We start from the raw sequence: 22,831 nt of genomic DNA, 5'->3' as shown, positions 1-22,831 counted from the left end.
AGAAAAATCCCCTAACCACAAAAGATTAAGAGATTTTAAGAATGAAGCTAAAAAAGAAGATTAGTAAATGGGTTTAGCGTCTTTGAATTTATATTCCGTAAGAAACCCAGTGCCATCAAAATTACCCACTAAAGAGATCTTTGCAATATCACCCACTTGGCAATCGGTTTCTAAGATAAGATAAGGCACTTCATCTTTACCGATTAAAGTGATCACTCGACCCTTTTTTTCACGGCTTTGCTTGGGGAACTCTTTAGAATCAAGACCTGTGGTATTATCGCCGGTTTGGAGCATTCTAAAAGCATAGCACATGCCATCATTGATTTGAGCGCTATAAATCTTGCCTTTTTTAACTTCTTTTTTAACCCCCGGTTTAAGCGCAATGCGTATTTCTGAATGGATCTCAGCTTCTTGCATTTTGCCCTTATAATCTCGCACCTGAACCTTATGCACGCCATTAGGATCTCCCTTTTTAAGCAGAGAATCTTCATAGCTGAATTTTTGAATGTCTAAATCCCCATCAACAAAACTCCTAGCGTCAAGCTGAACGCTCAAAAGCCCTAGCAACCCAATTAATGAAAATTTCAAACAACGCTTATAAAAATAGCTCATCAACAAATCCTTTCAATGTAAAATCAAACAAATATATCCCAAAATGAAAAACAAAAAGATCACAAAATTGCTAATTTAGCAACAAAAACGCGCTTCTGTCAAGCAAAGCCTAAAGAAATCATTCAAAAATAATTTCTTCCGGTTTGATTTCATCGCCATAAACAGGCTCTAAAGTTTCCTTGTAAGCTTCTTTTAAAAAGTCGCTAGAAATGAGGGAATCAATTTCGTTGTTCAACCATTCTAAAAGCTTAGGGTTGCCTTTTTTAATCGCTGGAGCGATCACATCCTTATCGCCAAGGCTTGTAATGCCTAATTTAAACTCAGGGTGTTGTTTTATCCAAGCGAGCAATAAAGTGTTGTCATGGGCTAGAGCGGTAGCCTTATTGTTTAAAAGGGCTAAAAAAGTCTCTGTGTTTTGCTCAAATTTCAAAAGTTTGATATTGGGGTAATTTTTAGTGAAATAAAAATCCGCTGTCGTGCCTTTGTTCACGATCAACTCTTTATCCTTCAACTCTTCTATATTTTTAATGACCCCATCTTTAGAAATCACCCCCAAAGCGACTTTCATATACGGCTTAGCGAAATCCACGACTTTTTCTCTTTCTTTAGTGCGCGTGAAATTAGCCATGATAATATCCACTTTATTGGCTTTTAAAAATTCCACCCTAGCTGAAGCTTCTACAGGAATAAACTCAATCTTATTTTCATCGCCCAATAAATCAAGGGCCATGCGTTTAGCGATGATCACATCATAGCCTTGATATTTCCCTTTAGAATCCACAGATCCAAAAGGAGGCTTATCGCTAAAAACCCCCACTTTTAAAACTCCTCTTTGTTTAATGACTTCTAAAGCGTCCTTTTTTTCTTTATGGCTATCAGAGCATGCGCTAAAGACTAAAGCGATTAAAACTAAAAACAGCCCCCACATTTTAAAAAGCCCGTTCGTTTTCATAAAAACACCTTTTTTTTGAAATTAAAATCATCTTTTTAGCAAACTTTATTTAACAGCTCCCTAAAAAATGGAAAGTTTCTAAAAATTTTTGCGCTCTTTGAGATTTCGGGTGGTTAAAAAATTCTTTAGCGCTGTTTTCTTCAGCGATTTTACCGCTATCAAAAAACACGATTTTGCTAGCGATTTTTTGCGCGAATTTCATTTCATGCGTTACAATCACCATGCTCATGCCTGTTGTGGCTAATTCTAAAATCACTTCTAAAACTTCTTTAACCATTTCAGGGTCTAATGAGGCGGTTACTTCATCAAAAAGCATGATTTTTGGCCGCATGCACAAAGAGCGCACAATGGCTACTCGTTGTTTTTGCCCGCCGCTCAATTCTTTAGGGTAAGCTTGTTGTTTATGCTCCAAACCCACTCGTTTTAAAAGCTCTACGGCTTGAGAAATGACCTCATCTTTGGAGCGTTTTTGCACTTTTAAGGGGGCGAGTAAGATATTATCCAGCACATTTAAATGCGGGAACAATTCATAATTTTGAAACACCATGCCTATTTTTTGGCGCATTTGATTCCAATTAGTAGATGGTGTATTAAGATTAGTGTTTTCAAAAAGGATTTCACCCTCATCAATCTTTTCAAGCCCGTTTAGGCATTTTAAAAAAGTGCTTTTCCCGCACCCGCTAGGCCCTAAAATCACTGCCACTTCACCCTTATTCAAAGTGAAATTGATGCCGTCTAAAACCAAATGGTTTTGATAGGTTTTTTTTAACCCTTTGGTTTCTAAAATCGCGCTCATTTTACCCTCTAATGTATTGGAATTTTTTTTCTAAATAGGAACTATACAGGCTCAAACTATAGCATAAAGTAAAATAAAACATTAAGATAACGCCATAAACCACAAAGCTCGCATTAGGCATGCGTAAGAGGTTAAGCTCTATGATTTGCTGGCCCACTTTTAACAAATCAATCGCTCCAATGAGAGAGACTAAGGCTGTGGTTTTAATCATGCGCGTGAATAAATTAAGGCTTGAGGGCAATAAAGACAAAAAGCTTTGAGGGAAAATAATATTAAAAATCACCTTTTTTGAATCTAAGCCTAAGGCTAGAGCGCTTTCTACTTGGTGTTTGCTCACGGAAGTTAAAACCCCTCTAGTCAAATCCATCATTTCAGCGCCACCCCACAAGCTAAAAACAATAACGCTCGCCAAAACAGCGCTAATATGCAAATCAAACAAGCTCGCTAACCCAAAATACACGATAAAAAGCCATGCTAAAAGCGGGATGATGCGAACGCTTTCTAAATACACACGACACGCCAAAACCATTATTTTAGAGCCAAACGCCATCAAACTCCCTAAAAGTATTCCAACAATGATTGAAATAACCGCAGAGCTAAGAGCGATCAAAAGAGTGGTTTCAAACCCTTCTAACAAACGCTTAAGGTTGTCTAATTCTAACAAAACTCCCATTTTAAGCCACTTTCTTTTTAAAGAAACGCTCTAAGATCACAAACAAAACGCTTAAAGGGAGTAAAGCGATCAAATAAGTGAGGCTTAACATCAAAAGGCTTTCAGTCGTTTTGTAATAAATGCCAATAAAATCTTTCGCTACAAACATAATATCGGTTAGGGCTATCGCGCCCACCACAGAAGTTTCTTTGAGTAAAAAAATCACATTCGCCCCTATGGAAGGCATGGAAACGCTTAAGCTTTGAGGCAGAGTAATATAATACATCATTTTCAAGGGGCTAAACCCTAAACTCAAAGCGCTTTCTCTTTGAATGGAAGCTAAGCTTTTAAACCCAAGCAAAAAACTTTGACTCATATACCCCCCACCCAAAAACCCTAGTGCTAAAATCGCGCACTCTAAAGCGCTCAAACCGATTTCATTCAACCCGTAATACAAAAAGAAAAGCTGGATGAGTAGGGGCGTGTTCCTGGCAATTTCGCCATAGATATAGACGATAGGGGAGATAAAGCGCGTTTTAAAATACAAAACGATCGCGCACAAAAACCCCACCAAAAGAGAGAGTAAAATCCCAAAAAAAGAAATATAAAGCGTGAGTTCTAACCCCTTAAAAAACGCGGGGATGGAGTGAAACATAAAATCCCAATCTAATGCCATAACGCTATACCTTAAAATTAATGACGCTTTAAAGCATCATGTTTAAAAACAGCTCTTATTCACCCCAATTGTTAGAAGTTTGGAAAACCCAAGCCCTTATTATGGGAAGTTTATGAGCCGTTTTGCCACTATTCAAAGAAATTTTGGATTATAATAAAAAACTGGCTGAAATTAACAACAATGATTAAACAATCATTAAATGGAGAGGACATGCAAAAAAGTTTAGTTTCTTTGGCTTGGGTCTTTGTAGCTATTTTAGGGGCGATCTGTTTAGGGGTGTTAGCCTTACACAAGGGTGAGAGCATTAACACGCTATGGCTTGTAGTAGCGAGTGCTTGCATTTATAGCATAGGCTATCGTTTTTATAGCCATTTTATCGCTTATCGGGTGTTAAAACTAGACGATAACAGAGCCACGCCTGCATGCATAAGGAATGACGGCAAGGATTTTGTGCCAACCGATAAAGCCATCACCTTTGGGCATCATTTCGCCGCTATTGCTGGGGCTGGCCCTTTAGTAGGTCCGATACTAGCCGCTCAAATGGGTTACTTGCCCTCTATTCTATGGATTTTGATAGGCTCGGTTCTAGGGGGTTGCGTGCATGATTTTGTGGTGCTTTTTGCTTCCATTAGGCGCGATGGCAAGTCTTTAGGCGAAATGATCAAGCTTGAAATGGGTCAATTTGTAGGCATGATCGCAAGTCTTGGCATTTTAGGGATCATGCTCATTATCATTGCGATTTTAGCGATGGTGGTGGTGAAGGCTTTGGCGCATTCGCCTTGGGGCTTTTTTACGATCGCAATGACTATTCCCATTGCGATTCTTATGGGGCTTTACATGCGGTTTTTCAGGCCGCATAAGATTTTAGAAGTTTCTGTTATCGGCTTTATTTTGTTGATTATAGCGATTTATGCGGGTAAATACGTTTCTTTAGATCCCAAACTAGCGTCAATTTTTACTTTTGAGGCCGGCTCTTTAGCGTGGATGATCATGGGCTATGGGTTTGTGGCTTCTATTTTACCGGTATGGTTTTTACTCGCTCCACGAGATTATTTAAGCACTTTTTTAAAAATTGGCGTTATAGGGGTGTTGGTTGTGGCCATTGTTTTTGTCGCTCCGCCCTTACAAATCCCTAAAATCACGCCCTTTGTAGATGGCAGTGGGCCTGTGTTTGCAGGAAGCGTGTTCCCTTTCTTGTTTATCACGGTGGCTTGCGGGACGATTAGCGGCTTTCATGCTTTAATTTCTTCAGGCACGACCCCTAAAATGCTCGCTAAAGAAAGCGACGCCAGGCTAGTGGGCTATGGCTCTATGGTGATGGAGAGCGTCGTGGCTCTTATGGCGTTGGTGTGTGCAGGGATTTTGCACCCAGGGCTTTATTTCGCTATCAATTCCCCAGAAGTGAGCATCGGTAAAGACATAGCTGATGCGGCTTCGGTGATTAGCTCATGGGGGTTTAGTATCAGCGCTGAAGAAATCAGTGAGATGACTAAAAACATTGGCGAAAGCTCCATTTTGAGCCGCACCGGTGGGGCGCCCACTTTTGCGATCGGTTTAGCGATGATCGTGTATCACATTTTAGGGGATCCAAGCGTGATGGCGTTTTGGTATCATTTTGCGATTTTGTTTGAAGCTTTGTTCATTTTAACCGCTGTGGATGCTGGCACACGAACCGCTCGTTTTATGATTCAAGATCTGCTCGGTAATGTTTATAAGCCTTTGGGTAATCTTAGCTCTTATAAAGCTGGGATTTTTGCCACTCTTTTGTGTGTGGCAGGGTGGGGGTATTTCTTGTATCAAGGCACGATTGACCCTAAAGGGGGGATTTATACGCTATGGCCTTTATTTGGCGTGAGCAATCAGATGTTAGCGGGCATGGCGTTGTTGCTGGTTACGGTGGTGTTGTTTAAAATGGGGCGTTTTAAGGGGGCGATAATAAGCGCCTTGCCGGCAGTTTTGATTTTATTTATCACTTTTTATAGCGGTATTTTAAAAGTAATGCCAAAGAGTAATGATAGCGTGCTGAATAACGTTTCCCATGTGGCACAAATGCAAATCATCAAAGAAAAAATCGCGCTCACTACCGATGAAAAAGCGCTAAAAACGCTCCAAAAATCCTTTTTTAACCATGCGATTGATGCGATTTTGTGCGTGTTTTTCATGCTCGTGGCGCTATTGGTTTTAATAGTGAGCGTTAGGATTTGCTCAAACGCTTATTTTAAAAATCAAATTTACCCGCCGCTGGCTGAAACGCCCTATATCAAAGCCGCTTGAATAAAAAAGGGGTTTTTAGCCCCCTTTAAATCCATAAAAAAAGTTTGACCCTGTTCGTGAAGCGCCAAACACTAAAGATGTTTGGGATTTCTGTTTTGGTTTTTAAAAAACTATCGTTTGCTTTTTAAAAGCTCAATTTTAAAGATGATGAAGATAATGGATATTTTGCTTAATGGGTATGATTAACAAAGGGCTTTTGCTTGAAAAGAAATTTTATATAGAGATTAGAGGAACAGCGTTAAAAAACGCCTATCATATCGTAGGAGACAGCATCAAAATAATGCCTACTATTTTTTGTGATCGTAGCATCAAAATGACGCCTATCATATTCATAGGGTAGCGTTAAAACGCCTACCATATTATAGGAGACAGCATCAAAAAGATGCTACTAGAGCCGTGTATAACGCGCTCCTGTCAGAATAAAGGGCGGGGAAATCTTTAGGCACAGGCCCGTTTTCACCCGGTTTAAAGCCTTTGTTAGTATGCACGCCATAATACGCAAGATCCACGCTGCCGCTCAAATATTCATTGAATTTATAGCCTAAAGAGATCATCGCTCTCGCTTCCCAAGAGACCACGGAATTGGAGTATTGCGTGGCGAATTTCCATGTGAATTTTTTGGCAAAATGAGTGCCACCACAAGACAAGAGAATGGTAGCGGCGTCTCTTTTAAGGGCTGTGCCTGTAAAACCCGCATAGACGCTGTTACTCCCCATGATCACACCGCTTGGATTACCCATGTTGCCTATCCAACCATTAGCGTTTTGAAAGACTTTATAAAAGGCGATTGAAACATTGTAATTGTTGATGTCAAAGCGTTGGCGGATAATGAGGTTTTGCCCGTTTTGAGTGGCAGGCGTGTCGTATTTATAGACCGGGCTTCCATTGGATTTAACGATCATCCAAGGGTAGTAAATGGGAAAAAACCCTATGACAGCTGTATCAGAGCGAAAGCCTGTGCCACTAAAATTAGGGTTAGAGTCCCAACCAATCTTAACGCCTGGAGCGTTAAAGATTTGAGGCGAAAGGTAATAAAAGCCTTCTATGAGGAAACGATGAGGTTTATAGGTGAGTTGCACCGCATGCGTGCCATAAAGCACCTTTCGCCCATGGCTATCATAACCTCCCTTATCGTTTTTGGTAAAGCCTCCGCTATAAGTGGTCCTAGCGGCAAACCAATCCATTAAAAACGAGCCGTAAGCGAACGCCCTCCCAAAAGAGCTAAACCAAGTCAAGCGCGCATGCTTGTATTGCCCAGAAACTTGAAAGCCTTGCGTTTGACCGCTTTTATAAGGCATAGTGGAGAGATAGCGTCCGGCTTTTATTTCAAAATAATTCTTATAAGCGTATTCTAAATACGCATCGCTAAAGACATAATTGCGGACATTTTTGTTGTGTTTCATGTTCTGTGTTTCAAGGCTATCGGTCTGTAAGATATTCGTATAGCCCCCCATAAACCCATCGTAATAACCAAAGAGGTTGTAAGCCACAGATCCGTCTTCAAACTTCTTCGTGCCGTCATAGAAAATAGATCCGACCATGCCCCCTATTTTGCCTTTTAGAACATGGTCTGAAACCTTTTTGGGTAACAGGCTAAAACCAAGCCCTAAATAGCCCGCAATCGTTGCGAATTGCTGCATAGGGTAGATGCCTCTTTCTTTATTGATTTTATGCTGGTTAAAACCGATCGTGCTGGATTGATCCACAAAGCCGTTGAGCTTAGCTTCAAAACCTTGTAAAGAAGAGCTTAAAAATGCCCCAAAGAATAAAACCTGACTTGCCTTTTTCATGCATACCTCCTAAAATGAGATTGATAAATGCAGATACTTTAAAGATAAATCTATTCTTTGATTTTTATTATTCTTAGCTTTGAAGTAATTATAATATGTAAAATAATGCATATGATGAGAAAGTCAAGCTTTTAAAAGCTAAAAACGATCAATTTGTGGAAAATTTACTCTCTTTAAATTCAAATGGCTAATATATGGTGCTAAAATCCGTTATGATTAACGGATTATTTTGAATGGAGCGCTTGAAAATGGGGGTTAAGCTTTGTTTTATCGTTTTTTAGGTTTTATCTGGTTGTAAGATAAAGCCTATTGGTTGTAATTTTTATACAATTCTATTAAATGCTTAGTGGAGCTGTCAAAATAAGCGTTGCTTTTATGCCCTTCTAATTCTTGTAAAATCGGCACGGCTAATTCTTTCCCAAGCTCCACGCCCCATTGATCAAAGCTGTTAATATCCCAAATAACCCCTTGCACAAAGACTTTATGCTCATAAAGAGCCACTAACGCCCCAATATTGCTTGGTGAAATCTTTTCTAATAAAAGGATATTAGAGGGGCGGTTGCCAAAAAACACCCTGTGGTGGGCCAAGTCTTTGGCTTCATCTTTGTCTAAGCCTTTAGAAAGCAGTTCGCCAAACGCTTCTTCATAACTTTTGCCTTTCATGAAGGCTTGTGCTTGCGCTAAAACATTGCTGAATAAAATCTCATGGTGGCCTTTAGCGTTAGGCTTTTTATCCAAAGAGGCGATAAAATCAATGGGGATTAAATGCGTGCCTTGATGCAAGAGCTGGAAAAAGGCATGCTGAGCGTTAATGCCCATATCGCCCCAAACAACAGGGCAGGTGTCATAGGGGATGGTTTCGCCTTTTTTGCTGATGCGTTTGCCATTGCTTTCCATATCCAGTTGCTGAATGAATTTAGGGAAATGCCTCAAATACTGATCGTAAGGGGCGATCAAATGGCTTTTGGATTGGAAAAAATTGATATACCACACGCCAATTAGCCCCATTAAAACGGGTAAATTGCTTTCAAAAGGGGCGTTTCTAAAATGCTCATCCATCAAATACGCCCCTTTCAAAAGAGCGTTAAAATTTTTCTTCCCCAAATAGATCATAATGGATAAGCCAATAGCCGACCACAAGCTATAGCGCCCCCCTACAAAATCCCAAAATTCAAACATGTTATGTTCGTCAATGCCAAATTGTTGCACGGCTTCTTTATTGGTGGATACCGCTACAAAGTGTTTAGCGATATGTTTTTCATCGCCGCTCCTTTCTACAAACCATTTTCTAGCGGTTAGGGCGTTGGTTAAGGTTTCTTGAGTGGAAAAAGTCTTAGAAGCCACGATAAAAAGCGTGCTAGCCGGATTGATTTTTTCCAAAACGTCTAAAATCTGCGTGCCATCCACATTAGACACAAAATGCATTTTTAATCTCGGGTGGGCGTAGCGTTTTAAGGCGGTGCAAACCATTAAAGCGCCTAAATCTGACCCTCCAATACCGATATTGACAATATCGGTGATCACTTGATTGGTATAGCCTAGTCTTTTACCGCTTCTCACGCTATCGCTAAAGGCTCGCATGCGTTTTAAAACGCTTCTCACACTTTTTAACACTTCCATGTTGTCTAGCAAGATTTCTGCGTCATTCAAGCTTCTTAAGGCGGTGTGTAAAACGGCCCTTTTTTCGGTGGTGTTGATTTTTTCGCCCTTAAACATCGCTTCAATCTTTTCTTTTAAAGAACAATCCTTCGCTAATTCAAAAAGAAGCTTTAAAGTGGTATCGTTCAGGCGGTTTTTGGAATAATCCAAACTCAAGCTTTCAAATTGCAAAAAATAGCGGCTCGCTCGCTCTTTGTCTTTAAAAAACCAATCGCGCATATGCGCTTCTTTGATTTCTTCATAATGTTTGAGTAATTTTGGATAAGTTTTTAATTGGGTTAGCATCAATACCCCTTAAATAAAAGATATAACACTCTATTATAAGCTAGTTTTAATTACAATTTTCAAATGTTAAGGAAAAACATTTTAGCTTACTATGGGGCGAATTTTCTCTTAATCATCGCTCAAAGCTTGCCCCATGCGATTTTAACCCCCTTGTTGCTTTCTAAAGGGCTTAGTTTGAGTGAAATCTTGCTCGTGCAAACCTTTTTTAGTTTTTGCGTGCTAGTGGCTGAATACCCAAGCGGCGTTTTAGCGGATTTGATGAGTCGGAAAAATTTATTCTTGGTTTCTAATGCCTTTTTAATCGCTAGTTTTTCGTTTGTGCTGTTTTTTGATAGCTTTATTTTCATGCTTTTAGCGTGGGGGCTGTATGGTTTGTATAGCGCATGCTCTAGCGGCACGATTGAAGCTTCACTCATCACGGACATTAAAGAAAATAAAAAGGATTTATCCAAGTTTTTAGCCAAAAACAATCAAATTACTTATTTAGGCATGATTATAGGGAGCTCTTTGGGATCGTTTTTGTATCTCAAAATCCATGCGATGCTGTATATCGTGGGGATTTTTTTAATCATGCTTTGTGCGCTAACGATCGTGTTTTATTTTAAAGAAAAAGAAGGGGATTTTAAAAGCCAAAAAAGCCTGAAACTCCTTAAAGAGCAAGTCAAAGGCAGTCTTAAAGAGCTTAAAGATAACCCCAAGCTTAAAATTTTGTTAGTGGGGCATTTGATTACGCCTATCTTTTTTATGAGCCATTTTCAAATGTGGCAAGCGTATTTTTTAAAACAAGGCATTAAAGAGCAATACCTTTTTATGTTTTATATCGCTTTTCAAGTGATTTCTATCCTCATTCATTTTTTAAAAGCCAAAAATTACAGCCAAAAAATCGCCTTGAGTTCGCTTTTGGTGTTGTTAAGCGTTAGCCCCTTGTTGCTTAGCAATATCCCTTATTGTTTTATAGGGGTGTATGCGCTCATGGTGGCGTTTTTCACTTACATGAGTTATTGCTTAAACTATCAATTCTCCAAATTCGTTTCTAAAAATAACATTTCCTCGCTCTCATCGCTTTCATCAAGCTGTGTGCGCGTGGTCTCTGTGCTAGTTTTATCGCTCAGCAGTTTGGAACTGCGTTACTTCTCGCCCCTAACTATCATCACCATGCATTTTTCCCTAACGCTTCTCATCCTCTTTTTCTTTTTGTATAAGGCTAAGCCGTTTGATGAGTGAGCGGTTTTAAGAGTGCAACCTTTTAGCGATTTCTATAGCGACATCATAGCCATGATTGAGCGCGGTAGCGATGCTCGCCCCTGATTTGAATAAAATATCGCCCACGATGAACAAATTAGGGATATTGTTGCTCTCTAAATTTTCTTTCACCACAGGGATATTGGTGCTAGGATCTAATTCTAAAGAACAGCGTTTAAAAAACTCTAAAGGGGTAGAGCCGCCGATCGCATACAGCAAACGATCAAAACTCTCGCTCGTGTTATCGGTGAAATTAACCTTAATTTGAGCCCCATCTTCTTCTAGGCTTTCAATATCCACTCCAAGCTTGCTTTTAAGCGTGTTGTTGTCTAGGACTTCTTGCAAGTTTTTAGCGTTGTCTTCATTGATGCGGCTGAATTCTTTTTTGCGGTAATTGAGGGTGGTAGGGGTGGTTTTACACAAAGCAATGGCGTATTCCACCGCTGAGTTGCCTCCGCCGATCACAAGGGTTTTTTCATTTTCCTTACAATCATTGATGCTAAAAACCACTTGTTTGGAGAGCGCAACAGGGATTTTATAAGTAGTAGGGCGGTTTGGCTGGCCCATTTTCCCGATCGCAACCACCACAAATTTAGCATGATAGGTTGTGTTAGAAGTGGTGGTGATTTTAAAGTATTCGCCCTCTTTTTTCACGCTCTCAATATCGGTTTTATAGCTTGGCGTGATGCGGTGCTCTTTTAAAAGGTTAGTGAAATTCTCTAAAGTTTCTTCTTTAAAGCTGTCTTTAAAAGGGATATGCCCTTTAAGCTCTACGACTTGCTTTTTATAATCTTTATCAATCCTTTTACCGGCTTTATAAAACTTCTCTAACATGCCTGAATGGCTTTCGGTTTTTTCGCATAAAAGCACTTTTTTAACGCCGGCTATTTCGCATTCTACGGCCGTGGCAATGCCCCCAGGCCCTGCACCCACTATCAATACATCTAAAATTTCTTGGTTCATTCCTATCCTTTTATTTTAATTTTTTAATTCCCTTGGCGTTTTTCTTGTAAAATCGCTTCGTTCAAATCGCTCGTGCTGTCATACAACACGCTTTCAAGCATGCGTTTTTCATCGTCAAACTGACCGCTTTTAACCCCCCATAAAAACGCTATTAAGCCTACCAATCCCATAAGCACTGAGACAACTAACATGATGGTTAAAATTTCTGTATTCATCTCTATATCTTTTAGGTTATTAGGATAATGCTGTCATTATACTAAAAGATAGCGTTTAAATCACCAATAGGTTGAATAAGTTTGGATAACATGAAAATGAGAAAACTAAAAAGAGGGTTTGAATGCAAGAAGCGTTATTGCGTTTTCAAGAGGGTTTTAAGGAGTGGGGTTATCTTATTTTATTTTTATATTCTTTAGGGGGTGGGTATGTGGGGATTGTCATCGCTTCTATTTTGAGCGCTACCACACACGCTTTGGATATAAAAATAACCATTCTTGTCGCTTTTTTAGGGAATATGGTAGGGAGTGGGGCTCTTGTAATCTTTGCCCGCTATCAAAAAAGAGAATTTTTAAAGTATTTCCAAAAGCATAGAAGAAAGCTTGCTTTAGCGAGTTTGTGGGTGAAACGCTACGCCTTGCTCATGATTTTTGTCAATAAATATTTGTATGGGATTAAGAGCGTTGTGCCTTTGGCGGTTGGTTTTAGCAAATACCCTTTAAAAAGATTTTTATGGCTTAATGTTTTTTCCAGTTTTTTGTGGGCGTTAATCGTGGGGAGCGTTTCTTTTCAAGCGAGCGATTGGGTGAAAACGCTGTATGAAAGGCTTTCTCATTACACTTCGTTTTTTGTCATAAGCTTTGCTCTTATCGCGCTTTTAATATGGTTTTTATTGAAACGATATTCGCGCAAAATGGGTTTTTAAGCAAGATTTTTAATTAAATGCGCTAAACTACGCCCACAAGCATTCGCAAAAGCGGGTGCGTTAATATCTTTAAACACAAGGATTGAGAACATGGGAAAAATTGGTATCTTTTTTGGGACAGATAGCGGGAACGCTGAAGCTATCGCTGAAAAAATCAGCAAGGCTATTGGTAATGCCGAAGTGGTTGATGTGGCTAAAGCTTCTAAAGAGCAATTCAATAGCTTTACAAAGGTTATTTTAGTCGCTCCAACAGCTGGTGCGGGCGATTTGCAAACAGATTGGGAAGACTTTTTAGGCACACTAGAAGCGAGCGACTTTGCGAATAAAACCATTGGACTTGTAGGCTTAGGCGATCAAGACACTTACAGCGAAACTTTTGCGGAAGGCATTTTCCACATTTATGAAAAAGCTAAAGCCGGCAAAGTGGTAGGGCAAACTCCCACTGATGGTTATCATTTTGAAGCTTCTAAAGCGGTAGAAGGCGGTAAATTCGTGGGTCTTGTGATTGATGAAGACAATCAAGACGATCTCACTGATGAGAGGATTTCAAAATGGGTAGAACAAGTTAAAGGTTCTTTCGCTTAATCTTTGTAAGCCCTAAATTTTAGGGCTTTTTTAAACTTCTTTTTATATCTTTGATGCTAGAAATAGACAACCAAACCCCACTAGAATCAGACTTTTTATTATTAGAAAAAATCGCAAATGTTTTAGCCCCCACTCAAATCATTGAGCTTGTTTTAGTGAGCGATGAAACCATGCGAGAAATCAACAGGGATTTAAGGGGTTGCGATTACGCTACCGATGTTTTGAGTTTCCCTTTAGAAGCGATCCCTCACACCCCTTTAGGGAGCGTGGTGATTAATGCACCATTAGCTCAAACTAACGCCCTGAAATTAGGGCATAGCTTAGAAAATGAGATCGCTCTTTTATTCATTCATGGGGTGTTGCACTTGTTGGGCTATGACCATGAAAAAGATAAGGGCGAACAACGCCAAAAAGAGAGCGAACTCATTAAAGCGTTTGACTTGCCTTTGAGTTTGATTGAACGCACACAGGATTAGGTTTAGATGCTCTACTAATGCTGACAAATAAAGCTTTTAATTTCTTTTAAAATGGGGCTTTAATTACTTTGTTTTATACTTTAAATTTTATTTTATGGTAAAGGGGGGGATAAGAGGTAACATTTTCTCCTGCAACCCCCCAACTAAATCCCACTAATCCCCTAAGATCGCATTATAAAAAACTATCTCTTGACTAGCGTCAAACTCTTTCGTATTGGATTATAAAAAATGATTTTAGTATTTTTTCAAAGCCCTTCATAGTAATATGACTGCGTGATGCCTTTAATGAAAGTTAAGGGATCGTTGGTATTAGAACTCAAATGCTTTTTTAAAAGCGTTTTGATTTCCAAATCATTCACAGGACTCCTTTTTATCGCACTCAAATAAGCGGCTTTATCAATCCTATCCCAAAGCGCAATTTTTTTAATTCCTTCTTAAGCAACAAATCAAGCCATATTCTAGTCGCTCTGCCATTACCTTCCAAAAAAGGGTGGGCGATATTCATTTCCACATATTTTTCTATGATTTGATTGAAATTGCTTTGCGGCATGCTTTCAATTCTGGGTAAAATCAAATCCAAATACAAACAGTTAGCGAACTTGAAATTCGAAATATTTTTATCCCTGATTTTCCCGGCAAATTCATACAGCCCTTCAAATAAAAACCGATGGATTTCTTGCAAGCCCTTGATTGTGCCTACTTCTATGGTATCAATCAGACCGCTTTGGATTAAATGCTTGGCTTTTTCTAAACTCTGTCTGTCTAAATGCATCGCGCTTATTTTTAAGAGTGTAATTTTTAGAGGCGCATTTTTTTCACGCTTTCATGGCAAGCTTCTATAAACGCTCCCCTAACCCCTTTTTTTTCTAAAACGCTCAAGCCTTCAATCGTTGCGCCTTTAGGGGTGCAAATTTGCTCTATAATCATTTCTGGGCGTTCTTTTTCTAACAGCTTGGCAAAGCCTTTAAAACTCATTTCCACCAATTCTAAAGAATCTCTAGCGTTCAAACCCTCTCTAATACCGGCGTCTTTCAAACTGCTCGCTACCAAGCTTAAAAACGCGAGCGCGCTCCCGTTTGTCGCCACGCTAGAATCCACCTGCTCTTCATTACCCACTCGCACGCAATTCCCAAAACTCTCAATAATACTCAAAGCTTTCTCGCTTATTGAAGGCGCAACCGATTTTTCACACACCGCCGTAGAAGAAAGGGCGAACTTGCTCGCAATGTTGGGCATGCATTTTAAGTAATGTAAAGAATCTATCGCATCGCTTAAAGCTTCAAAATTTACCCCGGCTAACGCACTCAAAACGCTTTGGGCTTGCCCTTGATAATTAAAATCCTTAAGGTTATAAGGCTTAAAAAGTAAAAACACGAATTTTTGGTGTATATCAATAGCGTCTTTGTAAGGCACGATTTGAGCTTGAATGTTTTTTTCTTGTAAAAAGGGGGCGATTTTTTCAGGGTTTCTTCCGGTGATTTCTAAAATAAAACGCTTGGATAAAGTTTCATGAGCGCCTTCTAAAATCGCTTGAGCCATATTCCCATAGCCGATGAATTGTAAGATTTCCATGAAACGCCTTTTTTAAAACCCCATGATGTAATTGATATAGAAAGTATAAAGCCTCCTATAACTCACATCAGCCCCAGCACTTCTCAAATACGCTTGATTGATGAGAGGCACTTTAATCCCAAATTCCACGCTCTTTTGGCTGATAACCCCTTGATTGTGGAACTTCTTAGCAAAACGCTTGAACTCTGCAAAGTTGGTGCGCACCCCAAAATTCAGCGCCACTTGAAAATTCGTTGAATGGATGTCATTAGCGTTCCCCCAATTGTCAATGATTTGTTGCCTTAAAGAGCTAAGCCAAGTCGCACCGCCTAATTGGACCCCAGCAAACAGCCCAAAATTCAACGCTTTAGTGTTGTAAGTCCTCCTGAACAAGTTCCATAAAAAATCCGTGCCTACCCCATAAGCAAAGATATTCGCTTTCACGCTTTGATTGGCTAGGCCTATTTCACTAAAGCCGTAATCAAAGAAAAAATAATGCCTAAGGCCTAATTTTCTCGCTTTACCAAAGAAGTATTTATAGCCTATGCCAACCCCTAAGCCGTTGCTCATGCCGTGTTGGGTGCTTTTAGCGGCCGCATACTGGCTTAAAACGGGTTGAGAGCCGTAGTTATTGGCTTGATTTTGCGCGTTTTGAACCTGATTTCTGGCGTTAATCATCGCATCAATGAGCTTTTGTTGCACCATAAAGAAGGTCTTATCCCCTAAAAGCTGCCGTAAGGTTTGCGAGAACGCTTGGATCGTGGTGGTGTTAGAAGTAATCTCTTGGAGCAAGGTTAAAATCGCATTAGGGCTAATATCGTTTTGTAAGGCTTGAAACCCTTGAGAAATAGCACTCGTAATGGCTTGAAAAGCGCTTTTGAGACTCTCATTACTAGCGTTATTATCATTATTTTGGATAAACCCGGCAGTCTTAATAAATTCAGTGAGCAAATGGATTAAATTATTCGTATCGCTCACCCCGTTTGTGGGGATTGCCCCTAAAAGGTTGATAAGCCCACCGGAGCAAGTAGAGCTACTACCGCTACTACTATTACCACACAAATTACTGAGACTGTTGCTATTACTTTTTAGCGCTTCAAAGAATTGTTTTAAGCCGTTTTCAACGCCTTTATTATTCCCAGAGCTAGCGATAATGTTGGCTATTTTTTGGGCGTCATTATAGACTTTTTGTAAATTGCTGTCGGTTGCGGTGGTTGCGGTGGTGGCGTTTTGTGTTTTGCTAGGGGTGTAGCAATTGTTCCCACTCGTTCCATTGCTCCCGCTATTGCATGTTTGGTAGGCATTATTAGTATAAGTTCCCAACTTCCCATCACTAGCGTCTGTGAGCATCTGGTAGGCTGTGTTGATGTTTCCATTCCCATTACCCCCATTATTTCCGCTACTGCTAAAACTCTTAAGAGATGAAATGATATTATTGAGCAAACCACCACTAGTGAGCGTGATTTGTTGGACATTGTAGGTGATGCTGTTCCCACCATTGTTCCCACTTTGAGTTGTCGCTTGTGTTTGATACCCTAAAGCGCTTTGCAACCCGCTGTAATAAGCCTTAGAATCGGACCATTGCTGATAGCACCAGTTGGTGCTACCGGTTCCATTACCATTACTGCATGGATTGTTATTGTTTGTTGCTGATCCGCTTGTTTGTTGGGTTTGTTGGCTTTGAGCGATTAAAGCACTCATGTCTGTAGGCACTTGCTGGTTAATGGTATTGATGAGCTGGTAGAAATTCGCTCTCAATTGGATGCGTAAATCTTGGTTATTGTTAGGTGTCATCTCTTGCGATTGACTCCCATTAGGGTTATAAATCGCATTCGCCCAAGCTTGGATATTATTTTCTTGGTTTTGAAAAGCGCTTTGAATGCTTTGTTGGAAATTGCTGACATTTTGCAACACGGTGTTTAAAGCTCCCATCACCGTGCTGTTAGGAGATTGAGTGGTTGGCCCACTATTTTGAGCTAAATTAGTCGTTTTAGCTTCTTCTTCATTATTCACCACCACCATTGCTTTTTTGGGAGCGTTGCTTTTAGCTTGAGTGGTAGTCCCATTAGTAGAGCTTAAAATATTTTGCAATTGGGCGTTCCCGCTGATGCTCAAACCCCCCGAAGAGCTATTGCATGAGCTTGTCCCGGATGGCGATCCATTGTTGCATAATATTTTGGCGTTGTTTTTCAAATTGGCTTCTGAAGTTTTTAAAGAGTTATAAACGCTCCACACTTGAGAAACAAGGTTAAAAGAATTCACGCCGATCTGCTCTTTGCCTCCTATGGTTTGGACTTTGGAGGTAGCGACTAAAGAATTGTCAAAGCTGTTTGTGCTGTTTGTAGAGCCATTTGTGGAGCTTGTGGCTGAGCATGAAATCCCGCTAGAAGCACTGCTAGTAATACTCCCGGTAGCGCTTGCGCAATCATAGGCGCTGATATTTTGCCCTTGAGCGTTGGTAACGGTGCCGATTTGGTAGTTATTGGAAGTGTTTTTGAGCAAGTTTTTAGGCTCAGTGAAACTAATCCAAGAAATTTGTTTTAAAGCGTTATTGTATTGTTCTATCGTGCTTTCATAGGCTTGGAAATTCAAAGCGTTGTGCAAGTTGTTTAAATTATAGGTGGTGTTGTTGATCGCATTGTTGTCTAAAGCGTTGATAGCCACACTTTGAAGCTTTTGAGCGATGGCTTTGACTTGCTGGTTGGCCTGGTTGTTTGAAGTGGGGGTTGCGGCTAAAGGGGCTAAATTTTGGATGAATTGCTCTAAACACTGGACTTGATTGGTGCAACCATTGGGGTTATTTTGATTATTAGCGCTTAATTCCCCTTGTAAGGTGTTCATTAAAAGGGTGTTGTTGTATTGTTGTTGGTTGTTGCTGTTTGAAGAAGTGGAGCCTAAAAGGGAATTAGTTGGATAGAATACGACTTGTCCCGGTGGGTTTAACACCACATGCGTTGAGGTTGTGGTGGGGAAAACCCCCACCCCTAAAGTGTTTAAAGCGTTAACAAGAGCGCTCACATAAGCGGTATTATTGCTAGAAGCGTTCACCGCATCGGTTAGGTTGGTGAGCAAGGATTGCGCGTAAGTGGTGCTAGTGGTTTTAGTGATGCTGTGTTCAATTTGTTGCAATAATTCTGTCATGGATTGCGCGGTGTTTTGGAGCTGGGCTTTGACTTCTTGGGTGTTGTTGCTGGGATTAAGGCTATTGATAGAGCTAATGATGTTAGTGCTTAGCGCGATGCCTTCATCAAACGCGCTCTGGGTGTTGGAAAGGAGTTTGGCTGTGATTTGTGAAGAGTGGGCTTTTAAGGGGTCAGAGCTTCCTTTAAGCCCTATGATTTGTTGGGAAATGCTAGAGATTTGACGGCTAGAATAAAAGTCTTTTCTTTTGCCAATTTGATTCAGGATATTAGAAATGCCCTCTAATTGGTTGCCCACCGTGTTACTCACGCCATAGCCTAAAGCGTCAATGACGCTTTGAGAGCTTAAAGTGATTAAACCGGTAGTAGGCCCTGCAATATTGATCGCGCTTTGGGTTACGCTGTTGATGATATTTTGATTTTCTAAAAGTTGTTTGTTATTGATGAATTGTTGCGTGCCACCGATTTGATAGCCTACAGACATATACCAGCCATTGTCTTCAGCTAAGAGGGAGCCAATTAAAAAGAGTGGTATGAATTTTCTAGCTTTTTTTATCATATTTTTCCCTTATTTTGTTTAATCAAAAGCCTATGTTGTAGCCCACATAAAAACTAAAGGCTCTTCTATACTTCGCTGTAACGCCTTCTGACTGGTAATAGGTGTGATAAAGCACCGGTATTTTAAGGCCAAATTCTACCCCTTGAGAAAAACGGGATCTTTTTTGATGAGCGATTTTGGAAAAATTAGTCCTTATGCCCAAATCAAAAAGGAATTGGAAAGAAGTGTCCTTAGGCTTAAGATGGTTGCCATCCACTTGATCTAAAAAATTCGTTTTCCAGGTTTGCCCTGCCAGTTGGATACCGGCAAAAAAACCTATATCTATCGCTTCAGTCCCCCTTTTTCGGGTGAAAACATTATAAAGAAAGTCTGTGCCTGCCCCATAGCTAGAGAGAGTGGCTTTCACTAAAGAGGGGTTTGAGCCAAATTGAGCGTAACCAAAATCATAAAAGCCATAATACCTAAGCCCAAACATGCGCTTTTTGCCAAAGAATTGCTTATAGCCCATTTTCACGCCAAAGCCGTTCATGTTATTAGAATTAGAGTTATGCTCCAAAAAATTCCTAGCAAAGCCCATTTGATAGACTTGATTCACTTTAGTTTGCATTTCATCAATCACCCCACCAATCACTGCTTTAGAGCGATAAAGCCCATAAGCCATTAAAGTTTTTGCCGTGGGGGAATAGGGGTTGGCTAAGATTTTGTCTATTTGTGCAGGGGTGGGGGCGTTTGTGGCTTGCTCTAGTTGGTTGATGATCACTTTTTGTTCTTGTTGGGCTTGTTGTGGGGTTAATTGTGGGGTTTGATGATTAGCGCCATTCAATTGCCCCCCATAGCTAGGCAAGAAATTCAAACCTTTATTATTTAAATCCAAATAGGGGGCGACCCAATTGGTGATGAAATCCCCATACGCTACGGTGTTACTAATCAAGCTTTCCCCATAGTTGATCGCATCTTGCATCTGGTTATAGCTTGAAGTGCCTGTCAGTTTAGCGGCTTTATTGGCGAAATTTTGCATGCCTGAAAAAATCATAGAAGCGGTAATGCCATTAGCGATGATGCTATCGGCTAAATAATAGACCGCCGAGCTAGGGTGGTAGGTGTATTGGCCATTGCCTGATCCAATTGTCGCTCCAGCGGGCAAGGTTTTTAAGGGGGCTTGCGTGCTGTCATTTTTGGTGTAATAACCCGGGCCGCTAAAGCTTTGGTAGCCTTGTTGGGAATTACTGCCATTAGGGGCTTTGTTGTAAGTGAAGCCAAATTGTTTTTCATTCGCTAAGCCCCCTAAAATCCCTGCTTGCATCAAGGCCTGGAAGATGTTTTGGGCGTTTTGAGCGATAGATTTAGCTTCATTAGTGGCGGTGCATTGGTTTTGAGTGCTGCAAATGGTTTGATTGTTGTTGGCTGTGGCTAAGCCGTCTTGTAAAAGGTGTTGCAAGACTTCAGGGCTAAAATTCACGGAATTACCGCTGTTAAAAGATTTATTCGTTAAGGTTTGGTTATACCAGAGCGTGGTTAAAGCGTTGGTAATATCATTGTTTAAAGCGTCCATGGTATTGGCTAGACCCTCAGGCAATGCAATAACAGTGCTTTGATTGCCAAATTTGACATTAAAAACTTTGGCGTTAGAAAGATTTTCAGGGTTACGGAGTAGAGTCTCGCCGATGAGTTGGGTGAGCTTGTTTAAATTATTGACTAAAGATTGCATATCAAAAGTGGCATTGACATTGCCTCTTGGGGGGTTGTTGCCTGTATCGCCATTTTGGGCGTTTTGTTGATAACCCCCCGCATAAAGCAAGCATCTTTTAGAAGGATCAGGGCAGAGCATTTGCATTAAAACCCTCGTTTGTTGGCCCATCGCTTCTAAATAATAGGCTAAAGGCACTGCTGCAGATTCTAGAGCGATAGCGTTTTGGCGGATATAAGTGGATGCGGCTTGACTGGCGTTAAGCCCTGAGTTATCCACCCTTTGAACGGCCAAAGAAGTTTGATAACTCACCCCCATAAAAAACCCGTCATCTTCTGCCGCTAAGGGATTGAGAAAAAACAAGGGGAGTAGGCTAGAATAGATAAGCCATTTTTTATTAAAAATAAAGTTTTGCAAAGGGTTATCCTTTTCTTTTTATAAAGATTTGAGCTATCCTAAATTTTATCTTATTTATCGCTTAAGTTTAATGGTTAGTCGCTTAATTGTTGATTAAAATGGGCTATTTTAGGCGCTCAAAATCGTTTCAATAATGGTTTTTGCGCCGTTTTTAGCGATTTTTTGTTGCAATTTGTTGCTGATAGTGGTGAGGTTTTTATTGCCTTGATCGTCTTTTTGATTGAGCTTTCTAATGACTTCAAAGAGTTTTTTAGGTAACAATTCATTTTGAGGCACGACATAGCACAAGTTTTCTTTTTCAAATTCTAAGACATTGTAATACTGGTGGTTATTGCTCGCAAAAGGGTAGGGGATAAAAATCGTGGGTAAGCCATTGGCGCACAATTCCCACACGCTGCTAGCACCCGCTCGGCTCACACACAAATCCGCTCTATGCATGACTTCTGTGATATTATTGTGGAAAGCAAACAATTCTACCTTGTCCAACAGCCCCAATTCCTGGTAAAAAAAACGCACTTGTTCATAAGAATTGGGGCCGCAAATGTGCGTGATTTTAATCCCTTGTTTGGTGAGTTTGGGAGCGTTTAATAAAGCGAATTCATTGATCGCTTTTGCCCCTTGCGAACCGCCTAAAAATAAAATGTGCTTGATTTCCGTGCGAGTCCTAGCAAAATCAAAAAAAGCGTTTTGCACGGGATAGGAGGTTAAAACATGATTTCCCTTATCTTTAAAAGCGTAGCTTGAAAACACCGCTTTAGCTTTGGGGGAAAGGTAGCGATTAAGAGAGCCTTTAATCGCATTTTGCTCATGGATATAAAGGGGTATTTTATTGAGTAAGCTTGCAAAACTCGCCGGCCCTGCACTAAACCCTCCCACGCTAATGGTGTGCGTGATCTGGTGTTTTTTTAAGATTTCTTTAGCCTTAAATGCGGCTTTAGCTTGCAAAAATAAAGAGCCTATTTTTTTGAAAAAGCTTTTATTGACCACGCCTTGCGTGTTAAAAAAATAGCGTTCGCTAAATAAGGGGCTGTTTTCAAACCATTCTCTATCTTGCCCGTAAGTGGAGCCTAAATAAATAGCCTCTATGCCTTGCTTTTCTAATTCTATAGCTAAGGCTTTAGCGATAGAGAGATGCCCCCCTGTACCTCCCCCTGTGAGAGCGAATTTCATGCTAAAAACCCTTAAGCTCGTTCTCTTTCTTTAACCACAAAGCTTTTTAAAGGATCCCTAAAGCCAAAATCCGGATAATCCATCATAGAAAGTGCGACTTGAGCGCCAAAGCCATTTTTGGAATTAAACACTAAGGGGGCTAAGAAATTAACCATAGAATCTTCTAAATTTTTTTGCAACACGACCACGCAATACACCTCAACTTTGGAATGAGAATCTAATTCTAGCAGTAATTCTATGTATTTGGGTATCACAAAGCTGTATTCCCTCAAACAATAGGGATTCACTAAGACCATATCCAACGCCATGGGCGAGTTCGTTTGACTAACCAATCGGCTGAATAAGGAATCAATTTTTTCCAAACGCACTTCATTGATATGCTCAAATCCTAAAATAGGGGCTTTTAAAAAGTAATTCACTGGACTA

19 protein-coding genes and 1 pseudogene are annotated in these 22,831 nt (G+C 40.2%); 5 read left to right on the top strand and 15 right to left on the bottom strand.

Going from position 1 to position 22,831, the window contains the following annotated elements; all coding sequences use genetic code 11:
* Positions 1 to 60: 60 nt before the first annotated feature.
* From HPB14_RS05560 to HPB14_RS05540, 5 genes are all read right to left on the bottom strand, one after another.
* The gene (locus tag HPB14_RS05560) at positions 61 to 612 is read right to left on the bottom strand and encodes a hypothetical protein (protein WP_000120138.1); all 552 of its coding nucleotides are present in this window, start codon (positions 610 to 612) and stop codon (positions 61 to 63) included.
* A 118-nt stretch (positions 613 to 730) separates the two neighbouring features.
* Positions 731 to 1,564 (bottom strand): transporter substrate-binding domain-containing protein, encoded by an 834-nt coding sequence (locus HPB14_RS05555; RefSeq protein WP_000855970.1) that lies wholly within the window; start codon positions 1,562 to 1,564, stop codon positions 731 to 733.
* A 49-nt stretch (positions 1,565 to 1,613) separates the two neighbouring features.
* The gene (locus tag HPB14_RS05550; protein ID WP_001274170.1) at positions 1,614 to 2,360 is read right to left on the bottom strand and encodes an amino acid ABC transporter ATP-binding protein; all 747 of its coding nucleotides are present in this window, start codon (positions 2,358 to 2,360) and stop codon (positions 1,614 to 1,616) included.
* A gap of 1 nt (position 2,361) precedes the next feature.
* The gene (locus tag HPB14_RS05545) at positions 2,362 to 3,033 is read right to left on the bottom strand and encodes an amino acid ABC transporter permease (RefSeq protein ID WP_000538554.1); all 672 of its coding nucleotides are present in this window, start codon (positions 3,031 to 3,033) and stop codon (positions 2,362 to 2,364) included.
* A gap of 1 nt (position 3,034) precedes the next feature.
* Positions 3,035 to 3,688: an amino acid ABC transporter permease gene (locus HPB14_RS05540; protein ID WP_001162486.1), complete on the bottom strand. Its 654-nt coding sequence runs from the start codon at positions 3,686 to 3,688 to the stop codon at positions 3,035 to 3,037.
* A 210-nt stretch (positions 3,689 to 3,898) separates the two neighbouring features.
* Here HPB14_RS05540 and HPB14_RS05535 point away from each other — a divergent pair, with 210 nt between their 5' ends.
* On the top strand, positions 3,899 to 5,962 hold the full coding sequence (locus HPB14_RS05535) for a carbon starvation CstA family protein (RefSeq protein WP_001172676.1): 2,064 nt from the start codon (positions 3,899 to 3,901) through the stop codon (positions 5,960 to 5,962).
* Between the two features lie 374 nt (positions 5,963 to 6,336).
* Here the strand turns inward: HPB14_RS05535 and hofH are convergent, their stop codons facing one another.
* Both hofH and pgi read right to left on the bottom strand, forming a co-directional pair.
* On the bottom strand, positions 6,337 to 7,752 hold the full coding sequence (gene hofH / locus HPB14_RS05530; protein ID WP_000710273.1) for an outer membrane beta-barrel protein HofH: 1,416 nt from the start codon (positions 7,750 to 7,752) through the stop codon (positions 6,337 to 6,339).
* Between the two features lie 306 nt (positions 7,753 to 8,058).
* The gene (pgi, locus tag HPB14_RS05525) at positions 8,059 to 9,696 is read right to left on the bottom strand and encodes a glucose-6-phosphate isomerase (protein ID WP_000957562.1); all 1,638 of its coding nucleotides are present in this window, start codon (positions 9,694 to 9,696) and stop codon (positions 8,059 to 8,061) included.
* A gap of 63 nt (positions 9,697 to 9,759) precedes the next feature.
* On the opposite strand from pgi, the gene HPB14_RS05520 reads away from it, so the two are divergent.
* Positions 9,760 to 10,920, top strand: coding sequence for an HP1165 family MFS efflux transporter (locus HPB14_RS05520; RefSeq protein ID WP_000944749.1), 1,161 nt, complete (start codon positions 9,760 to 9,762; stop codon positions 10,918 to 10,920).
* Positions 10,921 to 10,926: 6 nt separating this feature from the next.
* Here the strand turns inward: HPB14_RS05520 and HPB14_RS05515 are convergent, their stop codons facing one another.
* Both HPB14_RS05515 and ccoS read right to left on the bottom strand, forming a co-directional pair.
* Positions 10,927 to 11,901: an NAD(P)-binding domain-containing protein gene (locus tag HPB14_RS05515; RefSeq protein WP_001071031.1), complete on the bottom strand. Its 975-nt coding sequence runs from the start codon at positions 11,899 to 11,901 to the stop codon at positions 10,927 to 10,929.
* A gap of 23 nt (positions 11,902 to 11,924) precedes the next feature.
* Positions 11,925 to 12,116 carry a cbb3-type cytochrome oxidase assembly protein CcoS gene (gene ccoS / locus HPB14_RS05510; RefSeq protein ID WP_001090957.1) on the bottom strand — a complete coding sequence of 64 codons (192 nt, stop codon included), beginning with the start codon at positions 12,114 to 12,116 and terminating at the stop codon, positions 11,925 to 11,927.
* A gap of 122 nt (positions 12,117 to 12,238) precedes the next feature.
* On the opposite strand from ccoS, the gene HPB14_RS05505 reads away from it, so the two are divergent.
* The 3 genes from HPB14_RS05505 to ybeY all read left to right on the top strand — a co-directional run bounded on the left by HPB14_RS05505 (position 12,239) and on the right by ybeY (position 13,881).
* A complete protein-coding gene (locus HPB14_RS05505; RefSeq protein ID WP_001154572.1) occupies positions 12,239 to 12,820 on the top strand; it encodes a DedA family protein in 582 nt (193 codons plus the stop codon).
* Positions 12,821 to 12,910: 90 nt separating this feature from the next.
* Positions 12,911 to 13,405: a flavodoxin gene (locus tag HPB14_RS05500; protein WP_000516075.1), complete on the top strand. Its 495-nt coding sequence runs from the start codon at positions 12,911 to 12,913 to the stop codon at positions 13,403 to 13,405.
* Positions 13,406 to 13,458: 53 nt separating this feature from the next.
* Positions 13,459 to 13,881 carry an rRNA maturation RNase YbeY gene (gene ybeY / locus HPB14_RS05495; RefSeq protein WP_000889567.1) on the top strand — a complete coding sequence of 141 codons (423 nt, stop codon included), beginning with the start codon at positions 13,459 to 13,461 and terminating at the stop codon, positions 13,879 to 13,881.
* A gap of 245 nt (positions 13,882 to 14,126) precedes the next feature.
* Here the strand turns inward: ybeY and fic are convergent.
* The 6 genes and pseudogenes from fic to fliW form a co-directional block, all read right to left on the bottom strand.
* Positions 14,127 to 14,653: pseudogene (gene fic, locus HPB14_RS05490) on the bottom strand (protein adenylyltransferase Fic).
* Positions 14,654 to 14,679: 26 nt separating this feature from the next.
* On the bottom strand, positions 14,680 to 15,453 hold the full coding sequence (proC, locus tag HPB14_RS05485) for a pyrroline-5-carboxylate reductase (RefSeq protein WP_000404470.1): 774 nt from the start codon (positions 15,451 to 15,453) through the stop codon (positions 14,680 to 14,682).
* A gap of 12 nt (positions 15,454 to 15,465) precedes the next feature.
* On the bottom strand, positions 15,466 to 19,131 hold the full coding sequence (hopL, locus tag HPB14_RS05480) for a Hop family outer membrane protein HopL (protein ID WP_000591311.1): 3,666 nt from the start codon (positions 19,129 to 19,131) through the stop codon (positions 15,466 to 15,468).
* A 22-nt stretch (positions 19,132 to 19,153) separates the two neighbouring features.
* Positions 19,154 to 21,235, bottom strand: coding sequence for a Hop family outer membrane protein HopI (gene hopI / locus HPB14_RS05475; RefSeq protein WP_001178880.1), 2,082 nt, complete (start codon positions 21,233 to 21,235; stop codon positions 19,154 to 19,156).
* Positions 21,236 to 21,343: 108 nt separating this feature from the next.
* Entirely contained in the window at positions 21,344 to 22,405 is a 1,062-nt protein-coding gene (murG, locus tag HPB14_RS05470; protein ID WP_000666646.1) for an undecaprenyldiphospho-muramoylpentapeptide beta-N-acetylglucosaminyltransferase, read from the bottom strand.
* 11 nt (positions 22,406 to 22,416) lie between these two features.
* Positions 22,417 to 22,824 (bottom strand): flagellar assembly protein FliW, encoded by a 408-nt coding sequence (gene fliW / locus HPB14_RS05465; protein ID WP_001105859.1) that lies wholly within the window; start codon positions 22,822 to 22,824, stop codon positions 22,417 to 22,419.
* Positions 22,825 to 22,831 lie beyond the last annotated feature (7 nt).

Source organism: Helicobacter pylori HUP-B14 (assembly GCF_000259235.1).
Lineage (GTDB): Bacteria > Campylobacterota > Campylobacteria > Campylobacterales > Helicobacteraceae > Helicobacter > Helicobacter pylori_CU.
This window is presented reverse-complemented; position numbering and strand designations above follow the sequence as displayed.

Bases quoted from the DNA above. Each gene is read 5' to 3' on its own strand.
- HPB14_RS05560 (WP_000120138.1), bottom strand. From the start codon at position 612: ATGAGCTATTTTTATAAGCGTTGTTTGAAATTTTCATTAATTGGGTTG.
- HPB14_RS05555 (WP_000855970.1), bottom strand. From the start codon at position 1,564: ATGAAAACGAACGGGCTTTTTAAAATGTGGGGGCTGTTTTTAGTTTTA.
- HPB14_RS05550 (WP_001274170.1), bottom strand. From the start codon at position 2,360: ATGAGCGCGATTTTAGAAACCAAAGGGTTAAAAAAAACCTATCAAAAC.
- HPB14_RS05545 (WP_000538554.1), bottom strand. From the start codon at position 3,033: ATGGGAGTTTTGTTAGAATTAGACAACCTTAAGCGTTTGTTAGAAGGG.
- HPB14_RS05540 (WP_001162486.1), bottom strand. From the start codon at position 3,688: ATGGCATTAGATTGGGATTTTATGTTTCACTCCATCCCCGCGTTTTTT.
- HPB14_RS05535 (WP_001172676.1), top strand. From the start codon at position 3,899: ATGCAAAAAAGTTTAGTTTCTTTGGCTTGGGTCTTTGTAGCTATTTTA.
- hofH (WP_000710273.1), bottom strand. From the start codon at position 7,752: ATGAAAAAGGCAAGTCAGGTTTTATTCTTTGGGGCATTTTTAAGCTCT.
- pgi (WP_000957562.1), bottom strand. From the start codon at position 9,696: ATGCTAACCCAATTAAAAACTTATCCAAAATTACTCAAACATTATGAA.
- HPB14_RS05520 (WP_000944749.1), top strand. From the start codon at position 9,760: ATGTTAAGGAAAAACATTTTAGCTTACTATGGGGCGAATTTTCTCTTA.
- HPB14_RS05515 (WP_001071031.1), bottom strand. From the start codon at position 11,901: ATGAACCAAGAAATTTTAGATGTATTGATAGTGGGTGCAGGGCCTGGG.
- ccoS (WP_001090957.1), bottom strand. From the start codon at position 12,116: ATGAATACAGAAATTTTAACCATCATGTTAGTTGTCTCAGTGCTTATG.
- HPB14_RS05505 (WP_001154572.1), top strand. From the start codon at position 12,239: ATGCAAGAAGCGTTATTGCGTTTTCAAGAGGGTTTTAAGGAGTGGGGT.
- HPB14_RS05500 (WP_000516075.1), top strand. From the start codon at position 12,911: ATGGGAAAAATTGGTATCTTTTTTGGGACAGATAGCGGGAACGCTGAA.
- ybeY (WP_000889567.1), top strand. From the start codon at position 13,459: ATGCTAGAAATAGACAACCAAACCCCACTAGAATCAGACTTTTTATTA.
- proC (WP_000404470.1), bottom strand. From the start codon at position 15,453: ATGGAAATCTTACAATTCATCGGCTATGGGAATATGGCTCAAGCGATT.
- hopL (WP_000591311.1), bottom strand. From the start codon at position 19,131: ATGATAAAAAAAGCTAGAAAATTCATACCACTCTTTTTAATTGGCTCC.
- murG (WP_000666646.1), bottom strand. From the start codon at position 22,405: ATGAAATTCGCTCTCACAGGGGGAGGTACAGGGGGGCATCTCTCTATC.